Genomic DNA, 21,650 nt, shown 5'->3' with positions numbered 1-21,650 from the left:
GATAAATAAGGGCTTATAGGAATAATTAATGATGTAATTAATTGAAAACTTAGTCTCCTTAGTATAAAATTATACTAAGGAGATGATTAAATGAAATCAGTAGTAAGATTAAGAGAAAATTTTGTAACAGAAGTTAAGGTGGGAAAATATACAGCAACCTTCGATAGTCCTGCTACACTTGGTGGAACTGAGGGTATGTGTCCTGGGGAAGGATTACTTTCTTCTATAGCAGGGTGTAAGATTATGTCATTTAAGATGGCTGCAAATGCTAAGAGAATAGATTTTAATGATTTTAAGGATCTAGAGGTAGAAGTTAGTGCTGAAATTAATCCTGATGGAGAATTAGAGGGCACTAAAATGGCTAAGCTTCGTGTAACAAAGATTCATACAGTGTATAAGCTAAAAACAACTAAGTCACAAAGTGAAGTAGAAGAGTTAATAAAAGCTGTTGATGAGATTTGTGTAGTTGGTCAAGCACTAGATAGTAATATAGAAAGAACTCAAGAGATTATTATTTTATAATTATAGAATAGGCTGTTGCAAGATAAAATTTGCAACAGCCTATTTAATTTTTAAAATATTTTATAGAAGTAAGAATTTATATATGGACATATAACATAAAGATATTTCATATTAATTAAAGGCAGATTTATATATTATATATGGTAAAAGTGCATATTAATTGTGAATATTACATTGAATTATATCATGTGGTGTAAGTTTACATAAAAATATGATATAGTATGTATTGTTATTATTATTATTTTTATTTATACTAAGGAGGACTTATAATGGAAAATACTAATTATGTACAAAGTAACGTTGTTCCAAATGAAGTAAAAGGTTGGAACTGGGGAGCATTTTACTTTAACATTTGGTGGGGCATAGGAAACAAGAGTTACCTACCTTTACTATGTCTAATTCCTTTCTTCAACGTTATATGGATTTTTGTTTGTGGTGCAAAGGGAAATTCATGGGCATGGAAAACTGGAGAATTTAAGGATGTAGAAACTTTCCTTGCTGTACAAAAGACATGGAATAGAGCAGGACTTGTAGGATTTATCATTAGCGTAGTATTCCTAGTACTATATGTACTATTCCTTGGAAGCATTATTTCAAGTTTCGCTAATCTTTAATTAGAATATTAGTAAAATTTTTTAAAGCTTAAGCATTAAAATGCTTAAGCTTTATTTTTTATTATAGAAGACGAACTGTTACTAACTAATCAGGAGTAAGTGATTTTTCAGTAAAGAGATATTAACCCAATGTCTCATAAAGGTCTGCCTCTAGAATTAATAATATCATTCCTGAAATTCAAACACATTGACATTTATCTATATATGAGAATATAATATACATAGATAATTATCTATGTATTAAAAGTTTTAATGTGAGGTGAGTAGATTGGATAAAAGTTATAAGGAGTATGCATTATGTATGAAGGCACTATCAGATGAAACTAGAGTAAAAATATTTGATAAGCTTTCAAATGGGGAGGTTTGTGCTTGTAAGATACTTGAGGATTTTAATATAACACAACCTACACTTTCCTATCATATGAAGATTTTATGCGATAGTGGACTTGTTAGTGGTAGGCGTGATGGTAAATGGATGAGGTACTCAATTAATAAAGATGGATTAGACTCTTTAAAAAACCTATTTGATGGCATAAGTTTAAAATTTGATTAATCTAGTAAGTTAGAAGGACTTGGGAGATGATATTTTGTTTATATTTGAATGGTTAAATAACCAACTACTTAAAATGGAGTGGCTTAGTAATTTAGTGGCTTTATTTGTTAAAGGTATCTTAGGATTAGATGTAAATAGTAAGTTAGGTGGGAGTATTCATTTCTTTATATATGATGTTGTTAAGATATTTATATTGCTTTCAGCATTAATATTTATGATTTCATATATTCAAAGCTTTTTCCCTCCAGAGAGAACAAAGAAAATATTAGGTAACTATAAGGGAATATCAGCTAATATACTAGGGGCATTACTTGGAACTGTTACACCATTTTGTTCCTGTTCATCTATTCCTTTATTTATAGGGTTTACTAGTGCAGGATTACCAATAGGTGTAACCTTTTCATTTTTAATATCCTCACCTCTTGTAGATATTGCATCGGTTATTTTGCTTGCGAGTATATTTAACTGGAAAATAGCAATGGCTTATGTTGTAGTAGGTATTGTACTTGCAGTTGCTGGTGGAAGTATTATTAGTAAGTTAAAGCTTGAAAAATATGTAGAATCATTCGTTTACAATAACAATATTATTGAAACTGAACAAGAAAACATGACGACTAGGGAGAGGATAGATTTTTCAAAGAATCAGGTATTAGACATAATAAAAAAGGTGTGGATTTATATTCTTATAGGTGTTGGAATAGGTGCAGCTATTCATAATTGGATTCCAGAGTCAATAATAACTTCAGTACTAGGTAAGGATAAATGGTACTCTGTTTTATTAGCTACATTTGTAGGTGTTCCTATGTATGCTGATATTTTTGGAACATTACCTATTGCAGAAGCTTTAGTTCTCAAGGGGGTAGGCCTTGGCACTGTACTAGCATTTATGATGGGTGTAACCGCACTTTCACTTCCTTCTATGATTATGTTAAAGAAGGTTGTTAAGACTAAGCTTTTAGCTATATTTGTAGGGGTTGTTACTATAGGAATTATTATAATTGGATATGCGTTTAATTACTTTTCTTATCTTTTGATGTAGTATATTTTAAGTAAATTGAGGAGTGATATTTAATGATAATTAAAATCTTAGGATCTGGATGTAAAAAATGTGTTACTTTAAAGGAAAATACAGAGACTGCGCTAAAAGAGACAGGGATAGAAGCTGAAATAATCAAGGTTACAGAATTTAAGGACATTATGGTTTATGGGGTTATGTCAACTCCAGCCTTAGTTATTGATGAGAAGGTTGTTTCCTTTGGAAAGGTTTTAAAGCCTAAGGAAATTGTTAATATTCTAAAGGGTATAGAATAATATTAAGTTTTAAAAAGATAGTATTACATTTATGTAATACTATCTTTTTTACTTTTATAATAGGTTCTGTAGGGTATGTTAAAGTTAGTATACAATGTATGTATATAGATATATGTATATGATTATGTTAAATGCATGTTGTATATATCGGGTTTATATTGACAATACATAGATAAGTATTTATATTATGAATATAGTTAACTGTATGAGGAGAGAATATGGAGAAGAAATATGATATAAATTCAAAGATATTTAAGGCCTTAAGCGATCCTAATAGATTAAGAATAATTGACATGCTTTCATGTGGGGAAATGTGTGCATGTGATTTGCTTAATTATTTTGATTTTACTCAACCTACATTATCCCATCACATGAAGGTTCTCATTGATTGTGGACTAGTTAAGTGTAGAAAAGAGGGAACATGGAATTACTATACCCTTGATAATGCAAACGCTAATAGATTAGTTTTGTTTTTAATGAGTATTATAACTGATACTGAAGAATGTATATGTAAAGGCAAGGATTGTGGTTGTAAAGAGTAAGTAATTTAGTAGGGGGAAGGTATGAAACCAAAGGTAGCATTTATATGTGTTCATAACTCATGTAGGTCACAAATAGCAGAGGCACTTGGCAGGTTATATGGAGATGATACCTTCGAAAGCTATTCAGCGGGAACAGAGGTAAAACCTGAAATTAACCAAGATTCAGTAAGAATTATAAAGGACCTATATAGTGTAGATATGAATGAAAATCAAAAATCTAAACTTTTAAATGATATACCACCAGTAGATATAGTTGTAAAAATGGGATGCAATGTAGTGTGTCCATATTTACCAGGTAAAGTTACTGAGGATTGGGGACTTGAGGACCCAACAGGTATGGATGATGCAGAATTTATAAAGATTATAAGATTGATAGAAGAAAAAGTTTTAGATTTAAGAGAAAGAATAAAAGAGAATAAAATAAAGTTATAGTTATAGTAATTATGGGGAGGGTCTATTTTGGCAGGATTAACAAAGAAATTATCATTTTTAGATCGTTATTTAACACTATGGATTTTTATAGCTATGGCCCTAGGAGTAGGAATAGGCTATTTTCTTCCTGGTGTAGTTAGTGGAATTAATAACCTACAGGTTGGAACTACATCTATACCTATTGCTATTGGGCTAATAGTTATGATGTATCCACCACTTGCTAAGGTTCGTTATGAGGAACTTGGAAGTGTATTTAGAAATTGGAAGGTACTGCTTTTATCACTAGTTCAAAACTGGATAATTGGTCCTATTTTGATGTTTGTTTTGGCAGTGGTATTTTTACAAGGGTATCCAGAATACATGGTGGGACTTATTATGATTGGTCTTGCAAGATGCATTGCAATGGTAATTGTATGGAGTGACTTAGCAAAGGGAGATAGTGAGTATACAGCAGGACTTGTTGCTTTTAACTCTATATTCCAGATTATTTTTTATTCTGTATTTTCATATATATTTGTTACTGTATTACCTGAATGGCTAGGGTTACAAGGATATACAGTTGACATTACTATGGGGGAGATAGCTAAAAGTGTTTTTGTTTATTTAGGGATTCCTTTTATAGCAGGATTTTTTACTCGCTATATATTAATAAGACTTAAGGGAAGGGAATGGTATGACGAAAAGTTCATTCCTAGAATAAGTCCTTTAACATTAATTGCACTTTTATTTACTATTGTTGTAATGTTCTCTATAAAGGGAGAAAAGGTAGTTGAGCTACCTATGGATGTAGTTAGAATTGCTGTTCCATTATTGATTTATTTTATAGTAATGTTCTTTGTTTCATTTTTCTTATCTAAGAAAATGAATACGGGGTATCCAGTTGCGGCATCACTATCATTTACAGCAGCTAGTAACAATTTTGAATTAGCTATAGCTGTAGCGGTAGGGGTTTTTGGAATTCATTCAGGTGCAGCCTTTGCAGCTGTGATTGGACCATTAGTGGAAGTTCCAGTTTTGATTGCTTTAGTTAATGTAGCCTTGAAGTGGAAAAATAGGTATTTTTAAAAAGTATTATTCATTTTAATTAAACATGGGTATATAGATATGTTATATGTAAACTAGGTGATGGATTCGCCTTTAAATGCTTGAATGCTAATGACTCCTACAGAATAACCTTTCAATGTTATTTTGTAGGAGTTTTTGTTTACTTAATTTATAATTATAATTACTTTTTTTCAATAAACAGCTTAAGTGCTGAAAAAATTAAAAGTATGCCAAGTAGTAGCCTAATAATTTCACTTGAAATCATTGATACAAGGGCAGCACCTATAAATGCACCGATAATAGAACCAATTCCCATTGGTAAAATAAGTGATGTGAAGTCTTTCTTATCAGAGTACATTTTGTTTGATGCATTTTTTGATATTCCTATTAATATAGTAGGTAGACTAATTAATAAACTAACAGTGCCTGCTATTTTAATATCAACTCCAAAAATTAATATAAGTATTGGAATTATCAACTCTCCACCTGCAACTCCTAAAAGACTACTTATAAAGCCAATTATTAATCCACAAAAAACACCAACAAGAACTTTAATGGAAACATGTCCAAAATTTATTCCGCCTGTTATGAATGGTACAAAACCCTCACAAATTAATAAACATCCTATGAAAATAAGTAATATTAAAATAGTATTCTTTAGTAGGGATTCTGTAACCTTCTTGGAGAAATCAGCTCCAAAGTATGCCCCTGTCATAGAACCTACTATTATTGAAAACATAACTAGTGAAAGTGGTAAAAGGGTACTAATACTTATCTTAGGAATTCTAAAGATTATAGATGAAATAATAGTTATTAAGCTTATAGCTATGTTCATAGCAACAGCTTTACGGGCAGAAAGTTTAAGCATACCTAGGAGTACAGGGAGTCGGAACTCTGCCCCCCCAAGACCTATAAGTCCTCCAAGGGCACCTATAGGTGTTGAAGTAAGAAGAGAAAGTAATACAGATTGTTTTTTATTCATAAGTTATTTTCCTTTCAAGATATATTATGAATTACTTTTTCATAAGAAATACTTGATTTGGTGGAATATATATCTTCAGTTTTTTATTATCACATATTGTGATATCTGATAATGAGGACTTTGATACTTCTATTTGAAGAATACATCCAAAACAATTAACAAGAATAGTATTAGAAAAAACACCTTCTATTTTCTCAATAACATCACATTCAAAGGTATTTTCTTTGTTACATTCCTCATTGAATAGGCTTATGTAATGTGCTCTTATTCCAGCAATCATTTGTTTAGATGAGGGAGAAGCTGTCTTAACAGCTTTAAAAACAAGCTCATTTGATTTTAAAATATAGTAATCATCATCTTCTTCTAATATAGTAGCATCAAGAAAGTTTTTGCATCCAGTTATCCTTGCAGCAGTAGTGCTTAAAGGTTTACTGATAACTTCTTCCTTAGTGCCAATTTGTAGGTTTTCACCTTTATTTAGAATCATAATATTATCGCAAATACGATATGCTTCCTCAATATTGTGAGTAACAAGTAGCACCACACCATTAAAGTTATTGCCTATAATATCAATTAATTCCCTTTCTAGTAGATACTTAATATGACTATCTAATGCGGAAAATGGTTCATCTAGCATAAGCAGGTCAGGTTCAGTAATTAAAGTTCTAGCAAGGGCTGTTCTTTGTTGTTGTCCCCCAGAAAGTTCAGATGGATAGTGATTTTCAAGTCCAGTAAGTTGCATACGTTTAATCATGTCTAGTGTTTTTTCATCCCTTAAGGACTTCTTTAAATAACTAATACCATATGAAATATTTTGTTTTACTGTTAAATGGGGAAAGAGTGCATAGTTTTGAAATACATATCCTATATTTCTTTTTCTAGGTGGTATATTTACCTTTGAGTCACTAGAAAATAGTGTTTTTCCCTTAAGTTTAATATATCCATTATCAGGGGAGGTAAGCCCTGCAATACATTTTAAAGTCATACTTTTTCCGCAGCCTGATGGACCAAGTATTCCTAAAATCCCCTTTTCTAACTTAAAAGATGAATTTAGTGTAAAGTCTCCTAATGACTTTTGAAATGATACTTCAAGCATTAACCTACCCCCTTTTTAATTTTCTTTCAAGAATATTAATTATAAATAATACTAAAATAGCAATACTAGTCATAATAAGAACAAGTAAATTAACTAAATCTTTATCTCCTACTTGTAGTGCATCATATATGGCGATAGGCATAGTCATGGTTTTATCTGGAATACTTCCTGAAACCATTAAGGTAGTACCAAAGTCTCCAAGAGCCCTAACAAATGACATTGTAATACCTGCTAGAATTCCTCTCCATGCGATAGGAAGTATGATTGTACAGAAAATGTTAATCTCACTTCTCCCTAATATCCTTGCTGCATTTAAGAAATCCTGATTTATCTCGAGAAATGCAGTTTTAGAGGATCTAATTAAGTAGGGAATTGATACAACTGTAGATGCAATTATAGCACCTGTAGGTGTAAAAACTATCATAATATTAAAGGTGTTTTCTAGGAAGTCCCCTATTGGAGACTGTCTACCTAAAAGAACTAAAAGATAATATCCGAGTACTGTAGGTGGTAATACAATAGGTAAATTAGTTAAAGTATCAATAAAATCAGCTATTTTCCCATGCCCTTTGCTTAGGAAATAGGCAATTGGAAGCCCAACTATAAGGCTGATTATGGTTGCAGTTAGTGCTACGCGAAAAGAGAGATATAGTGGAAATAGATTTAAACCTTGCATTTTTACTCCTTAGGTGCTTCGAATCCATATTTATTCATAATTAACTTACCCTTTTCACTATTTACATATTCAATAAACTTTTTGGCAAGTTCCTGGTTTTTTGAAGCCTTAACAATAGCCATTGCTTGATTTAAAGGCTTATGCATTTTCTGGTCAATAAGATTAAAGTTTAAAGTTTTATCATCCTTTAAAGATAGTGCGATAAATCCTGCATCAGCATTACCAGTAGTTATAAGTGTTGCTGTTTCTGAAATACTTTTTCCATATACCATTTTTGATTTTAGTTTATCCCATAGTCCAGCAGTTTCTAAAGCATTTTTTGCTGCTAAGCCATATGGTGCAGTTTCAGGATTTGCTATAGCGATTTTTTTAATTTCAGGATTTAGTAAATCCTCTATAGTTTTAACTTGAACCTTACTATTCTTTGGTGTGGCAATACCTACAAGTCCTAGGGCATAAAGCTTTTTAGTATCAGAAATTAAAGCGCCTTTTTCAATAAGCTTATCTACATCTTTTACATTTGCAGCTACGAATAAATCAAATGGAGCTCCATTAATAACTTGTTCTGCCAATGTACTTGTTGCACCAAATGAAAATGTTACCTTAGAGTTATTATCCTTTTCGAACTCTGATCCAATCTCTGTAAATGCTTTTTTTAAGCTAGAAGCAGCAGCTACTGTAAGTTCTGTTTTTTGAGTAGTTGTATTTTCTGATTTTGAAGTGTTTTCCTGATTTGCTCTGCATCCTACAAGTGAAAAACAAACCAAAATAACAAAAGTAAATAGGGTAAATAAAGTTTTCTTTTTCATATTTTTTCCTCCATGTTAATATAATTTCGTTATGAAAAGTGATGAAAAGTGATATAAGTTTCCATTAAACTGCTTTTCACATAAATTATAAGTATATTAAGGTATTAATGTCAACGAAAAGTAGATAGAAAGGTGTAAAGACGTGACGAAACGTGATATAATATAATGTAACATTATAACTAGAAAGGTTGATAATATGGATAATAACGCATTAAATGCTCAAGAAGTTGCTAATATATTAAAAATAGCTAAAAATACAGTTTATGAACTAGTCAAAAGAGGAGAGCTTAATTCATATAAAGTTGGAAGAAAAATAAGGTTTACATTAAATGACGTTGAAGAATACATATCAGGTTCAAAAAGTATTAAACATAAGATAATTGCTACGAAGGATGAAGTTATAGGGAATAATAACATACAAGTAACTCCAGAACTTAACAATAGAGGCTTTGTTATATGTGGCCAAGATTTAATGCTTGATATTTTATCAAGTTATGTAGAGCAGTATACTCAAGGAATCCCAGCACTTCGCTCATATATTGGTAGTTATAATAGTTTAACTGCACTATATCAAGGAAGTATTCAGGTTGCATCTGCACATTTATGGGACGGTGATACAGGAGAGTATAATGTTCCCTATGTAAGAAGGCTTGTACCAGGTATTCCAACTGTTATTATTCATCTTACATGTCGTATGCAAGGATTTTATGTTAAAAAGGGAAATCCTAAGAATATAAAATCATGGGAGGATTTTAGAAGGCCTGATATTACAATGATAAATAGGGAAAAAGGTTCAGGGTCTAGGGTGCTACTTGATGAACATCTGCGTTTACTTGGTATTTCTAGTAGCTTAATTAATGGATATAATCGTGAGAATCAATCCCATCTTACAGTTGCAAGTACTATTGCTCGTGGTGGTGCAGATGTGGCTGTAGGAAATGAAAAAATTGCAAGTCAGGTTGAGGGAATTGAATTTATTCCTCTACAAAAAGAGCGATATGATTTAGTTTTTAAAAAGGAAGATATAAACACTCCAGGGATTCAAGCTATTTTACAGATTCTTAGATCAGATGAATTTAAAATGGAGTTTGAAGGAATTGGAGGCTATGATATTAGTGAAATAGGTAATATTGTAGCAGAGATATAGTAAATGAGAAGTTAAATTAATTGCTATTAAACAACGCCTATTAGGATAACTTATATTTATCCTAATAGGCGTTGTTTTCAATCTATAATTCCATAACTGTTTTATTTCTTCCTGTAATTTTTGCATGGTAAAGGTTTCTATCTGCGCCGAGTAGTAGTTCATCCATATTGTTTTTATGGCTACTAAGTTGATGTACACCTAAACTAGCAGTTATTTTAATTTTTATATCATCATATTGAAAAACAGTATTTTCTAATGATTTTCTTATGTCTTCTGCTACTTTATAGGCACTATGTAAATCAGTATCTTGTAAGACTATTAGGAATTCTTCTCCACCATATCTACTTAACCAATCTGTACTTTTTCTAATATGATATTTAACAAGTTTACAAAAGTCAATTAAGATCTTATCCCCAATTAAATGTCCATAGTTATCGTTTATTTTTTTGAAGAAATCTATATCCGCCATAATTACTGATAAAGGATATTGTTTAACAATACTCTTATTAATATTAACTGGAAGTGTTTCGTTAATATATCTTCTATTATATACTCCAGTTAATTCATCCTTTATTATTTTTTCATTTAATTCATTTAATACGTATTCTGTATAGTTTTCACTACTATCATTTTTAGTCTGTATCTTTCCATTTTGTGTTATATCCTTAAGAATTTCAACTATATATCTATTGTTGTTTAGAATTAAAGGAGTAGCAGTTACTAGGAAAATTTTTCCTTCGTTGTTTTGTATTTTTACAAATGTATCATCTTCTAAATAAGCTCTAATAGAAATACAATTTTTACAAAATTCGTCTCTTTTCCAAAAGTCATAGCAATAACCCTTTGATTCTTCAATAGAATTATCATTTACAGTTATGGTTTTCTTATTAACTGGATCTACTAGTCTAAAAATGTCATATAAGTTTTTAAACACTGATAATCTATTTTTTACTTCTTCTACTATATTCATATTGCAATCCTTTATTATATAGTTTTACCTAAATTATACAGTGTATTACATAGTTCTACAATGCATAGGAGAAACATTTATAATGTTGAGATTTATATTATAAATTTAAATAATAAAGACATTAAATATTTAAGAAGTTATTGGTCTTTGATTAAAAGGAATGTATAATAGTATTAATTGCTAAAAATGTAAGAATAAACATGGAGGGGAGTATGGATATGAAAAAGTACTATAATATATTTACTCTCTGTATTGTAGTTTCCCTTATAGTATCAGGAGTGCTTGTTATTAATGCTTTAATAACAAAGCCATCATATAATTTGTTAAGAGATTGTACAATTAAAATAGATAGTTGGACGTACTATACAAGTTTAGATAGAAGTATTAAGAAAGCTACTTTGCCATGGAAGCCTAAGTATAGGGAAGGTTCTATGACTATATATATGAATAGTAAACTACCAAAATTGCATAGAGACAAGACTCTATTTATAAAATCATATATGAAACAGATTAAGGTATTAATTAATGGTAGGCAAATATATGATAGTAGAGCGGATAATGACAAAGGTGATGTAAATGATTACGGTATGGGTTTTCACTATTTAGAGATTCCTAGAAACTACACAGAAGCTAATATACAGATACAGGTTTTCTCTAGGTTCCCACAAAATGTTGGGCGAATAGAGCAGATATCTATTGGTAGCAAGGCAGATCATATAGGAAACGCTATAGGGGAAAGTGGAGTATCTAATCTTATGGCACTAGGTATGATATTGATCGGAGTATTTTCTATTAGTACATTTTTAAATACCTTTTTAAGAAATAGTAAATATATAAATCTTCTATGCATAGGGATATTTACACTAATTTGTGGGTCATGGATAATAGCTGAAACTGACCTTTATCAAATATTTTATAATAATTCATACATAGGTTATGTGATTGAATATATAGCTTTTTATTCAATGCCTATACCTCTTTTAATATTTATCATTACAAATTACCCAATAAAACATAAAAGAATAATAATGTTTTTAATATCAACTCTTACCATATTTTTGACGTTTATAATATGTACAAGTGCATTTGGACTTATGGAGCTACACCAAGGAATAAAGTTTTATCATAGTATTTTAGGTATATCATTGATTTTATTAATATGTGTTTTATCCTTAGAAGTAACTATACATGATAAGGATTTTATATTATTTTTCCTAGGATGTATACTAATGATTATGTTTGGTTCAATAGACTTAATTGAATTTTACTCGAAGCCAGAGAAGAGTTCCTTTAATCACTTTTATGTAGGAATGTTTATATTTACTTTAACAATTTTAATAAATGTAGCTAGATACATAATCAAGTTAAAGGATGAAAAGGTTAGAAATGAAACCCTTATGGATATAGCATATAAGGATATAAGTACTGGACTTTTGAATAGAAGAGCATTTGATGAAACTATTCAAAGATTAAATGAAGAGTTAAAAAATCATTCTAATATAACTGTAATAGTAGTTGATTTAGATAACCTAAAGGAAACTAATGATTACCATGGACATATCCATGGGGATAGAATTATATTTTTAAGTGCATCAATACTTAATTGGGCATTTAAAGATATAGGTGAAGTTTATAGAATTGGTGGGGATGAATTTGCTATTTTATGTGTAGACAAGTCCCTTGAGGAAGTGGAAGATTGTGAAGTTAAAACAAGAAACTTTATAAAAGAGATTGAGTTTAACTGTAAAAAGGACGTAAGCATGTCTTCGGGAAAGGCAGCCTATGATAGTTCTATAGATAGAGATATTTATTCTGTATTTTCACGTGCTGATAAATATATGTACAAAAATAAAAGAAAAAGAAAAGAAGGATATTATATTTAATATTAAATATAATATCCTTCTTCTATTGGTGGAAGTTTATTTAACTTTAAGATGCAGCAGCTTCTTCCCTATTTCCTAATTTTCTAAGATCTCTTATAAGTAGCACTGCTGTTATTAGAGAAGATAGGAAATCAGAAGTAGGCCCTGCTATAAATATACCGTGTAATCCCCAAATAGTAGGCATAATAATTAGTAGAGGAAGCAATATTATAACCTGCCTTGATAAAGACAAGAACATGGAATACCCTGCTTTTCCTACTGATTGGAAGTACACTGAACTTACTATTTGGAATCCTACAATAGGAAGCATACATAGGTATACTCTAAGTACAAAGGTTCCCTGTGATATAAACTCGTTTAACACAGCTGTATTAGATTTATCTGCGAATGTGCTCATTATAACTCCTGGGAAAACAGCTACAAGTATATAACCTAAAGTTGATATTATGGTAGCAGATATAATAGCTAGCTTAAGGGCTTCTTTAACTCTATCATACTTCTTAGCACCGAAGTTATAGCCAAGTATTGGTTGAACCCCTTGATTGATACCGAAAATAGGCATAAGAAGAAGTAGTACTATAGAGTTAATAACACCCATAACCGCTACAGAAATATTATCACCATAGTTTACAAGTTGTTTGTTAAGTATAACAGTGATTACGCTTGCGGCGATTTGCATAGAAAATGGTGACATTCCTATAGCAAAGGTGCTACGAATAATATGAAAATCAGGTTTTAAGTTTTCTTTTCTTATTTTTAGTAGGCTCTTTGAGCTTCTAAAATACATAAGAACCCAAACTGTAGATATTGCCTGAGATATAACTGTAGCTAAAGCTGACCCTTGAATTCCAAGGCCAAGTCCAAATATGAAAATAGGATTTAAAATAGCGTTAATCACTGCTCCTATAATCATAGTGAACATTGCCATTTTAGGACTACCATCTGCACGTATGATACTATTGATACCAAAGGATAGATTGTTAAGAACTGTTCCTATAAGAATAATAAGTGTATAGTCTTTAGCGTATGTTAGAACTTCACCTTTTCCTCCAAATAGAACAAGGATAGGTTCAAGAAATGCTATACCAATGACTGTAAGTATAAGAGAAAGAATAACAGTAAGAGAAATTGCATTGCCGAGGATTTTTTCAGCCTCATCTTTTTTGCCCTGGCCAAGTCTTATAGAAATTAGTGCAGTAGCTCCTATTCCTACAAGCATACCAAAGGCTATAATGACGTTCATAACAGGAAATGCAATAGTTATTCCTGATAAAGCTAAGATGTTAACACCTTGACCTACGAATATTCTGTCTACAATATTATATAGTGCATTGACTATAAGGCCAATAATAGCAGGCACAGAAAATTTAACAAGCAGCTTACCAATGTTTTCTGTTCCCATAAGCTGTAGAGAATCTTTTTCCGTCATATTTTCTACCTCCTTATTAAGTTAGAAATTAAACTTAAGTACATAATTATAACACAAACTAAATTATATACATAGTGGAACTAAGTTAGAATTAAATTTAGGGTTTTTATAGATAATATGCCGAAATGTCGAAAAAATAACACGAAAAATTAAACTGTAAAGTATTAAATGACAGTACAATCAGTCAATTTATTAAGGAAAAGGGAAAATTTTTGTAGAAAAACAAGTTATGATAGCATTTATTTTTATAATATGTCTAACGTTTGAAATTGACTTAATTAACCTATTATTCTATTATTTATACATAGATATTATTACTGTAAGTTAAAGTAAGATATCTTTGTAAGGAGGTTTTTCATATGGAGAAGGCAGTAGTGTATAAAGTTGACTTTATGAGAAGAGAACTACATAAAGAACTAGAAAACTGTACAAGCTTAACAGACGCCAGAGTAATTGTAATAAGTCAATTACTAGATGAATTTATAGTAGAGTGTCAGAAGCAATTGATCTCAAAAAATTATCAAGGTGCGGTTACTATGCAGATTTAGCACTTATTGACAAGAAAAGTGATAATGACTATAATTACAATGATAGGCACCTGTAGCTCAGTAGGATAGAGCGACGGTTTCCTAAACCGCAGGCCGGAGGTTCGAATCCTCTCAGGTGCACCACTTTTATTTATATTTATATTTGGGGTAATTAGAGAAACTTAATTAATTGATATCTTATTCAAGTTTATTTTAAAACATATTAGTTTAACTAGATTGATATTTACATTATGACTATTTAGCCGTTAACATCTACTTGTTAACGGCCTTTTGATTTATTAAAATAAGTAATATATTTAATATGATGAGATTTATTAGATGGATCTATATATTAGTTTGGAGGATAGGTAGTTGGAAAGTTACTTTATGTCGGTTGCTATTGAGGAAGCTAAAAAGGCGGCTAGTATAGGTGAAGTTCCTGTAGGAGCGGTTGTAGTAAAAAATGGTGAAATCATAGCTAAAGCATATAATATGAAGGAGACTTTAATGGATACAACAGCACATGCTGAGATTCTTGCAATTAAGAAGGCATCTGAAATTCTTAAAGGTTGGAGGCTTATAGATTGTGAGATTTATATAACACTTGAGCCATGTGTAATGTGTGCAGGTGCAATAGTTCAATCAAGGTTAAATAAGCTTATATTTGGAGCCTATGATAGAAGATTTGGAGCATGCAGAAGTCTTTATAGTATTCCGGATGAGGGAAAGCTTAATCATAAAGTTGAGGTTGTTGAGGGAATCATGGAGAGGGAATGTAGCTCTTTGCTTTCACAGTTTTTTAAAACTCGAAGAAATCACACTTAACATAGAGGCTATCACATATCTTATGTGATAGCCTCTTAATTTACTCATCTCTAGTTATAGGAAGTCCTTGAAGTGATATAAAAGCATCTAAAATCTTTTCTACATGATAGTTAAAAACTATATTTTCCTCCTTAGAAACACACTTACTAGTATCAGGAGTGATTCCGTATATCACCTGAAGTTTAGCTAAGTTCTCCTTAGATAAACAGTATTCCTTATCTAAGTCGTTAAGCACAGTAAGATGAAAATATATATGCTTATGAAGAAGTATTATCTCTTTTATATTGTCTGCATAAAGTGGACGATCCTTAGAGATTCTTATCTCTTCAAGTAAAGTTGAAAGTTCATCTGAAAGTTTTTGTATTTTGTCATAAAAACCAAATGTATCTACAACCTCATTATAACAAAGTCTTTTCTTTATAAGTTCTGAGGTTTTATCTCGAAGTATTTGATAGCTTTTAAGAATTGAAGCTATATGATTCGGTGGTGCTATAAGAAAATTTACTATAAATGCTATGGATATACCTAGGAAGGTCTGAATTATAGCAGATAAGCTGTATTCAAATGCATCCATATTAGGGGTTACCCCAAACATTATAGATAGGAAAACTATACCTGATGTTGGAATTGAAAAATTCCAATTTAGAATTCCACAAACAGATATAATAATTACAATGCCAATAGACGAGAGGAGTAGGTCCCCTGGCTTAATAAGGCATAGTAAAAATGCAATAATAGCACCGAATATAGTAGAAATAATCCTATTCTTTCCTGACCTTAGTGTATCTACAACACTACTCTCCATAACAAGAAGTGAGGTTATGGCAGCAAGATATGGAGATTTAAATGACAGTAAAGTAGATGCACCAATAGAAAGAAAAACAGCTATAGCGGTTTTTAGATTTCTAATACCAATTCCATATTTCATAAACATCACCTAATTATATTTAATACCTATAAAAATGCTAAAGTCAAGGAAAACAATGTATAGAAACTTTAGCTAAGTATATACTATGTTTTGTGGGAGGTGTTGCAAGTGAAGGTTGCTATAATGGGAGCTGGTCTATCTGGACTTTCCTGTGCAATAACATTAGAGCGTCTTGGAGTTTCACCTACTATCTTTGAAAAAAGAAGTATGGTAGGAGATAGATTTATTAATGGAGAGGCAATGTTTAGCATAATCGATAGACCTATTAAGGATAACTTATCTTACATATCTAAGAATTATAATATAAACTTAAATGCCACAGATAAAGTAACTAAGTTGTTTATTCATTCTCAAAAGGAAGTTGCCTCTATTAATGGCAAAATTGGTTATACAAATATAAGAGGTAGACACGAAGACTCATATGAAAGACAGTTAGAAAAGCAGATAAAAAGTAAAATTAACTTTAACTCTACATATGACTATGAAGATTTATGTAAGGATTACGATTATGTAGTGTTGGCTACAGGAGATGGGGAATATGCATCTCGACTAGGTAATTATAAGTGTGATCTTACATGTACTATAAAGGGAGCAACAGTACAGGGGAACTTTATAACAAGTAGCCCACATGTATGGTTTAATTATGATATATTACCAAAAGGATATACATGGTTAATCCCTTTTTCTGATAATGAAGCTAATTTATCAATTGCTTACCCTGATTATCCTGATAATATAAAACTAGATATAAATAGTATGTGGGAAAAGTTTTATAGTTTAGTATGTAGGGACCTAGGTGAGGATTTAACTATAACTGATAATTTTGAAATTACAAGGTATATGATGGGTATATGTAATAAGCCTAAGATTAATAATACCTACTTTGTAGGAAATTGTTTTGGATCTATATCTCCTGGACTTGGCTTTGGACAGCTTACATCGATTTTAACAGGAGTATATTCAGCCTATGATATTTGTGGAATAGGGGACTATGAGGAACTTACTAAACATTTATTTGAGGATTATAATCATTCTATAGTTTTTAGGAGATTTATGGAGAATTTAACAGATGAGCAACTAGATTTCCATATTAAAAATTTAAATAATAATATTATAGGTATGATATCTGATAGGCTATGTAGTAACAGTTGTGGGATAGATATACTTAAGTTATCAACTCCAATAATGAGATTATGGAATTATTATAAGTCAAAGGGATCAATATAATAAATCTGTTGCATTGTTGCTATTTTTATGGCATAATTACATGGTATAAGTAAAGTCGCATGGAGAGATGGTCGAGCTGGTTTAAGGCGCACGCCTGGAAAGCGTGTGTAGGGGAAACCCTACCGGGGGTTCGAATCCCCCTTTCTCCGCCAAGTAAACACGTTAAGTATAAAATGCTTCACGTGTTTTTTACGTTTAATTCATTTCAAGCAATTTACAGCATAAGTATACCTATAAAAGAAATCTTGTTCTTATAGTACTACATTTTAAGTTACTATCTAATTGCGTTATATTACGAAGGAAAAAGCATTTAGGAGGAAAACATGTTTAGTAGTTTATTTTAATACCGAACAACTAAAAAAGATTAATGAATTAACAGGATTAAAATTTAGATTTTATTAATTGCACAACAGTTGTATATTGTGAACTACTTTGAGGGGATGGTTATGAATATGAGTTCCCGGTGGATTTGTAATTTTAAAGTGGTAATCAAAATAATCACCTGGTTTAGTTCGTGGAGAATGCTCTACCTGTGGAAGCTGATTATACACTCTTATGTTAACATAATACCCAGGATAAACCTTAATTGTTGGGCTAGGTATAATGCTATTATATCCTAATATGCTATTCTAATCTTAATGTTTCAAAAGTTAGAAGACACAAATGTAAAAATGAAAATCCATGGTCGAGGGCGACCTCAGCACCTCTTGGCCATAGCTTAAACTTATTTTATAACATAGGAATCTACGATTTCTTTAGCTTTCTTTTGAGAAGGGATTCCCCTTATGGCATACATTGCTTGATTGTAATTAAATGCGATTGTATAGGCTGGTTTCCTTGATCCGAAGCCTGGCTGCTTAACTAATTGAGTTTCCTGACCGTTACTAAGAGGGTATCCTTTTAGAATTTCATACTCTCCTAAAAATTGTGCAGGTTGAAGTTTGGAATCTTTTCCTAATTTATCTAAAACTGATATTTCAGCATATGCCTCATTAATTGTCCCTAAAAACTCACCTATAGTAACCGCGTCTAACTTCTTTTTATATGCTTTTATTGCTGACTTAGGTACTTGATATATTTCTGAGGAGTAGTTATTGTATCTAATACACATAACCACAAAATTATTGTTTGAAAAGTAATTAGAATGTAATAGCTTAAAATTCATTTCATTTTCTAATGATTCTAGATTTTCATATTCTTTTAACTTAACTTTCCCAGAATATATAGAGTAACTAGTAATATCAATGCTTTTTTCATTATTTGAATTAAAGAACAATGATATTATTGCAGTCAAAAGAACGATTGAGGATAAAACAGTTATTATTATAAACTTTGGAAATTTCTTAATTGTCATAGAATCACCCTTTCATTTTCTACTATTTTCTATTATTTTCCATTATAATATATTATTATGACTAGTGTAAGTTAACTTTACATTTCATATAATGTTTATATTGTGAATGATTCTTGAAAGTAAAATAGACAGTGGATTGACCTTCCACTGTCTTAAATATTTATTACAATATAATTTTTTCAAATTAACATTAGCATTATTAAACAGATTTCAAAGCATTTATAAATACCTAAGATACTCAGCGCATTTACGATTGGTATACTAGAGTAGAGAACATGCCCCCTACACCTTCTGTAAAGTTATTAGCAATGTGATGTGATATATGACAATGAATAGGCCAAGTTCCTGGATTATCTGCCTTAAACAGTACATCCCAGGTTTCTCCACTAGCTACTAATATTGTATTTTTTAATATTCTATTGTTAGGGTCAATAGGATTACCATCAGCTTTTTCTACTTGAAACTGATGTCCATGAAGATGCATAGGATGATGATTAATCTGTATAGCTCCGAATCTTAGACGTACAATATCTCCATAATTAATTGGCATTGGAGTAACTGCAGGAAAGCTCTTTCCATTAATAGTAAACATATTAAACTCGTTGGTAAAGGGGTTAAGTTCATACACTCCTGGTTTTACCTTTTCCCCCTTCTTAGGACCAACAAGACTCCACTCTTGCATTAGCAATAAGTAATCCTTATCAACACACTTATGGCTTTCTTTATCACCTGGGTCTAAAATTACAAATCCACCTAATAAACCTAACATATCTTGCTTAACAACATTAACATGAGAATGATACATATGAGTTCCTGGGGGATTTATAACTTTAAAACGATAATCAAAGTAATGTCCTGGTTCAATTCTTGGGGAAGGCTCTACATCAGGAACTCCATCCATAACATTAGGAACATCAAGTCCATGCCAATGAATACTTGTAGCTTCTGGAAGATGATTGTACACTCTTATGTTAACATAATCTCCAGGATATACTTTAATTGTCGGACCTGGGATACTACCATTGTATCCCCATCCCTTTATAAATACGCCGGGAAGTATTTCTTGATTCACTGGCTCTGCTACTAATTCAAAATATTTTACACCTTTACTCATAGTATATTTTAGAGAATATATATCAGGCGTAACAACCATAAAAAACACCTCTTATATGATTTTTTAAGCTTATCATATAATAATATGCTTGTTTTATTCTAATGTTACTAAAGCTAGATATAATCAAATATGAAAATTTCCAATAAAGAATTATAAAGTATTCATAATCTAATAATTTTATAGACTAATTGTAATACTAATAGCAGGAAAGGATGTGGCTATAATGGATTACAGATTAATTTCTATTTTCATTCCCCTTATTGTTATTATACTTGCTGCATTTACAAAGCGAGTTATTCCATCTTTAACTATAGGGGTTATTACAGGTGGAATTTTTCTTGCTAAAGGAAGTATTATTCAAGGAATTATTTTGTCTATTGAGCATTTAATAAAAGCAGTAGCAAACGAAGATAGTATTTACATTATATTTTTCCTATTTATTTTCGGGGCATTTGGGGAAATTATGAAGGTTTCAGGAGGAATTAAGGGTTTTACGGAATTCTCCAGTAAATATGTAAAGACGGAAAAAGGAGCATTAGGAACTATATGGTTAGTTACTCCAGTAACCTTTATTGATTGTTGTTTCCATAGCATAGCAGCTGGTACAGTTAGTAAAGCATTAATTGATAAGGTAAATGGGAGTAAGAGAAAATTAGCATTTGTTCTAAATGTTACCTCATGTTTACTTATAATACTTATTCCATTTGGTACTACTTATGTTGGATACATAATAGGGGTTATAGGTTCAGCATTTAAGAATGCAGGATTAACATTATCTCCATACAGTATATACATTAAAAGTATTCCATACAATTTTTATGCAATTATTATGATTTTAATAAGTATAGGTGTAATTATATTTGGTTTAGGTTTTGATAGAGTAATCAAGTTAAATAATGAAAAAAGTTACTTGGAGGAAAATGGTCACCATCATAATGAAGCACATGAACAGAGTGAATTTGTTGAAAAGGTTCCTCCACGTCCTATTAACTTAATATTACCTCTAGGGATATTAATATCCTTAACCTTTTTCTTTCTTTGGTATACTGGACGAAGTGGAGAAAATGGATTTATCACAGCAATTATAAATGCTAATTTTGAAAAATCAATTTTCATTGCCGGAACTGTTACAATAATAATAACTTCAATAATTTATGTTTTTCAAAAGATACCTATGGGTGTAATAGAGAGCAACTTTCTAGCAGGAGGAAATGAAATGATGCCTCCTATAGTAGTTCTTATTTTGAGTTGGGGGCTAGCAAGTATAGTAAAGGATTTAGGGTTTATAAGCTTTGTAACCAACGTGCTAGGACCTAAAGTACCTGTTTACTTAATTCCAGCGGCTATTTTTTTGATAGGTTGTTTTGCATCATATTTTATGGGTTCAGCATGGGGAACATGGGCACTTATTATGCCTATAGCAGTGCCACTTGCAGTATCTAGTAATTCAAATTTAGCCCTTGTTATAGGTGCTGTTTTAGCTGGTGGAGCCCTTGGTGATAACACATCTCCTCTCGGGGAAACAGCAATATTATCATCAACTATCGCAGAAGTTCCACTTATGGAGCATATAAAATCACAATTGCCCTATAGTATTGTAGGGATGCTTATATCAACAGTACTATTTGTATTATTTGCATTAATTTAAGACCTAAATAAGATATG

General features: G+C 31.0%; 23 protein-coding genes, 2 tRNA genes and 1 riboswitch. Of the genes, 16 read left to right on the top strand and 9 right to left on the bottom strand.

Annotated elements, in window-relative coordinates; all coding sequences use genetic code 11:
• Positions 1-90: 90 nt before the first annotated feature.
• The 8 genes from CLCY_RS04610 to arsB all read left to right on the top strand — a co-directional run bounded on the left by CLCY_RS04610 (position 91) and on the right by arsB (position 5,039).
• Complete coding sequence (locus tag CLCY_RS04610) at positions 91-522, top strand: OsmC family protein (protein WP_048569965.1); 432 nt, start codon at positions 91-93, stop codon at positions 520-522.
• Between the two features lie 269 nt (positions 523-791).
• Positions 792-1,136 carry a hypothetical protein gene (locus CLCY_RS04605; RefSeq protein ID WP_048569964.1) on the top strand — a complete coding sequence of 115 codons (345 nt, stop codon included), beginning with the start codon at positions 792-794 and terminating at the stop codon, positions 1,134-1,136.
• Between the two features lie 268 nt (positions 1,137-1,404).
• Positions 1,405-1,689 carry an ArsR/SmtB family transcription factor gene (locus CLCY_RS04600; RefSeq protein WP_048569963.1) on the top strand — a complete coding sequence of 95 codons (285 nt, stop codon included), beginning with the start codon at positions 1,405-1,407 and terminating at the stop codon, positions 1,687-1,689.
• Between the two features lie 34 nt (positions 1,690-1,723).
• Positions 1,724-2,728: a permease gene (locus CLCY_RS04595; protein WP_048569962.1), complete on the top strand. Its 1,005-nt coding sequence runs from the start codon at positions 1,724-1,726 to the stop codon at positions 2,726-2,728.
• 32 nt (positions 2,729-2,760) lie between these two features.
• Positions 2,761-3,000: a thioredoxin family protein gene (locus CLCY_RS04590; RefSeq protein ID WP_048569961.1), complete on the top strand. Its 240-nt coding sequence runs from the start codon at positions 2,761-2,763 to the stop codon at positions 2,998-3,000.
• A gap of 218 nt (positions 3,001-3,218) precedes the next feature.
• On the top strand, positions 3,219-3,542 hold the full coding sequence (locus tag CLCY_RS04585) for an ArsR/SmtB family transcription factor (protein ID WP_048569960.1): 324 nt from the start codon (positions 3,219-3,221) through the stop codon (positions 3,540-3,542).
• A 21-nt stretch (positions 3,543-3,563) separates the two neighbouring features.
• Positions 3,564-3,974, top strand: a complete 411-nt coding sequence (locus CLCY_RS04580) for an arsenate reductase ArsC (protein ID WP_048569959.1) — start codon at positions 3,564-3,566, stop codon at positions 3,972-3,974.
• Positions 3,975-4,001: 27 nt separating this feature from the next.
• Entirely contained in the window at positions 4,002-5,039 is a 1,038-nt protein-coding gene (gene arsB / locus CLCY_RS04575; RefSeq protein ID WP_048569958.1) for an ACR3 family arsenite efflux transporter, read from the top strand.
• Positions 5,040-5,086: 47 nt separating this feature from the next.
• Positions 5,087-5,146: riboswitch (Fluoride riboswitch) on the top strand.
• A gap of 53 nt (positions 5,147-5,199) precedes the next feature.
• Here the strand turns inward: arsB and CLCY_RS04570 are convergent.
• From CLCY_RS04570 to modA, 4 genes are read right to left on the bottom strand one after another with little or no spacing between them, the layout of a single operon-like run.
• Positions 5,200-6,000 (bottom strand): sulfite exporter TauE/SafE family protein, encoded by an 801-nt coding sequence (locus CLCY_RS04570; RefSeq protein WP_048569957.1) that lies wholly within the window; start codon positions 5,998-6,000, stop codon positions 5,200-5,202.
• A 31-nt stretch (positions 6,001-6,031) separates the two neighbouring features.
• On the bottom strand, positions 6,032-7,096 hold the full coding sequence (locus CLCY_RS04565; RefSeq protein ID WP_048569956.1) for a sulfate/molybdate ABC transporter ATP-binding protein: 1,065 nt from the start codon (positions 7,094-7,096) through the stop codon (positions 6,032-6,034).
• A 4-nt stretch (positions 7,097-7,100) separates the two neighbouring features.
• Entirely contained in the window at positions 7,101-7,772 is a 672-nt protein-coding gene (modB, locus tag CLCY_RS04560) for a molybdate ABC transporter permease subunit (RefSeq protein ID WP_048569955.1), read from the bottom strand.
• A 2-nt stretch (positions 7,773-7,774) separates the two neighbouring features.
• Positions 7,775-8,581 (bottom strand): molybdate ABC transporter substrate-binding protein, encoded by an 807-nt coding sequence (gene modA, locus CLCY_RS04555; protein ID WP_082141707.1) that lies wholly within the window; start codon positions 8,579-8,581, stop codon positions 7,775-7,777.
• Between the two features lie 196 nt (positions 8,582-8,777).
• Here modA and CLCY_RS04550 point away from each other — a divergent pair, with 196 nt between their 5' ends.
• Positions 8,778-9,728, top strand: coding sequence for a helix-turn-helix transcriptional regulator (locus CLCY_RS04550; protein WP_048569954.1), 951 nt, complete (start codon positions 8,778-8,780; stop codon positions 9,726-9,728).
• 82 nt (positions 9,729-9,810) lie between these two features.
• On the opposite strand, the gene CLCY_RS04545 is transcribed toward CLCY_RS04550, so the two are convergent.
• Positions 9,811-10,698 carry a GGDEF domain-containing protein gene (locus CLCY_RS04545; RefSeq protein WP_048569987.1) on the bottom strand — a complete coding sequence of 296 codons (888 nt, stop codon included), beginning with the start codon at positions 10,696-10,698 and terminating at the stop codon, positions 9,811-9,813.
• 218 nt (positions 10,699-10,916) lie between these two features.
• On the opposite strand from CLCY_RS04545, the gene CLCY_RS04540 reads away from it, so the two are divergent.
• Entirely contained in the window at positions 10,917-12,581 is a 1,665-nt protein-coding gene (locus CLCY_RS04540; protein WP_161797106.1) for a GGDEF domain-containing protein, read from the top strand.
• Positions 12,582-12,627: 46 nt separating this feature from the next.
• On the opposite strand, the gene CLCY_RS04535 is transcribed toward CLCY_RS04540, so the two are convergent.
• Positions 12,628-14,010, bottom strand: a complete 1,383-nt coding sequence (locus tag CLCY_RS04535) for an MATE family efflux transporter (protein WP_048569952.1) — start codon at positions 14,008-14,010, stop codon at positions 12,628-12,630.
• Positions 14,011-14,369: 359 nt separating this feature from the next.
• On the opposite strand from CLCY_RS04535, the gene CLCY_RS04530 reads away from it, so the two are divergent.
• From CLCY_RS04530 to tadA, 3 genes are all read left to right on the top strand, one after another.
• Positions 14,370-14,558 (top strand): aspartyl-phosphate phosphatase Spo0E family protein, encoded by a 189-nt coding sequence (locus tag CLCY_RS04530; protein WP_048569951.1) that lies wholly within the window; start codon positions 14,370-14,372, stop codon positions 14,556-14,558.
• Positions 14,559-14,604: 46 nt separating this feature from the next.
• Positions 14,605-14,681 (top strand) — tRNA-Arg (locus tag CLCY_RS04525).
• A 228-nt stretch (positions 14,682-14,909) separates the two neighbouring features.
• Complete coding sequence (gene tadA / locus CLCY_RS04520; RefSeq protein ID WP_242844934.1) at positions 14,910-15,362, top strand: tRNA adenosine(34) deaminase TadA; 453 nt, start codon at positions 14,910-14,912, stop codon at positions 15,360-15,362.
• 40 nt (positions 15,363-15,402) lie between these two features.
• Here the strand turns inward: tadA and CLCY_RS04515 are convergent, their stop codons facing one another.
• Complete coding sequence (locus tag CLCY_RS04515) at positions 15,403-16,290, bottom strand: FUSC family protein (protein ID WP_048569950.1); 888 nt, start codon at positions 16,288-16,290, stop codon at positions 15,403-15,405.
• A 108-nt stretch (positions 16,291-16,398) separates the two neighbouring features.
• Here CLCY_RS04515 and CLCY_RS04510 point away from each other — a divergent pair, with 108 nt between their 5' ends.
• Positions 16,399-17,517, top strand: a complete 1,119-nt coding sequence (locus tag CLCY_RS04510) for an NAD(P)/FAD-dependent oxidoreductase (protein ID WP_048569949.1) — start codon at positions 16,399-16,401, stop codon at positions 17,515-17,517.
• A gap of 61 nt (positions 17,518-17,578) precedes the next feature.
• A tRNA-Ser gene (locus tag CLCY_RS04505) sits at positions 17,579-17,669 on the top strand.
• A 572-nt stretch (positions 17,670-18,241) separates the two neighbouring features.
• On the opposite strand, the gene CLCY_RS04500 is transcribed toward CLCY_RS04505, so the two are convergent.
• Positions 18,242-18,871: a hypothetical protein gene (locus tag CLCY_RS04500; protein ID WP_048569948.1), complete on the bottom strand. Its 630-nt coding sequence runs from the start codon at positions 18,869-18,871 to the stop codon at positions 18,242-18,244.
• A 247-nt stretch (positions 18,872-19,118) separates the two neighbouring features.
• Positions 19,119-20,024, bottom strand: a complete 906-nt coding sequence (locus CLCY_RS04495; RefSeq protein WP_048569947.1) for a multicopper oxidase family protein — start codon at positions 20,022-20,024, stop codon at positions 19,119-19,121.
• A gap of 184 nt (positions 20,025-20,208) precedes the next feature.
• Between CLCY_RS04495 and CLCY_RS04490 the strand changes: the two genes are divergently transcribed.
• The gene (locus tag CLCY_RS04490; protein ID WP_048569946.1) at positions 20,209-21,633 is read left to right on the top strand and encodes a Na+/H+ antiporter NhaC family protein; all 1,425 of its coding nucleotides are present in this window, start codon (positions 20,209-20,211) and stop codon (positions 21,631-21,633) included.
• Positions 21,634-21,650: the final 17 nt, after the last annotated feature.

This window comes from Clostridium cylindrosporum DSM 605, from assembly GCF_001047375.1.
Taxonomy (GTDB): domain Bacteria; phylum Bacillota; class Clostridia; order Clostridiales; family Caloramatoraceae; genus Clostridium_AB; species Clostridium_AB cylindrosporum.
Note: the sequence above shows the minus strand (reverse complement) of the source record. Positions and strands in the feature narration are given on the sequence as shown.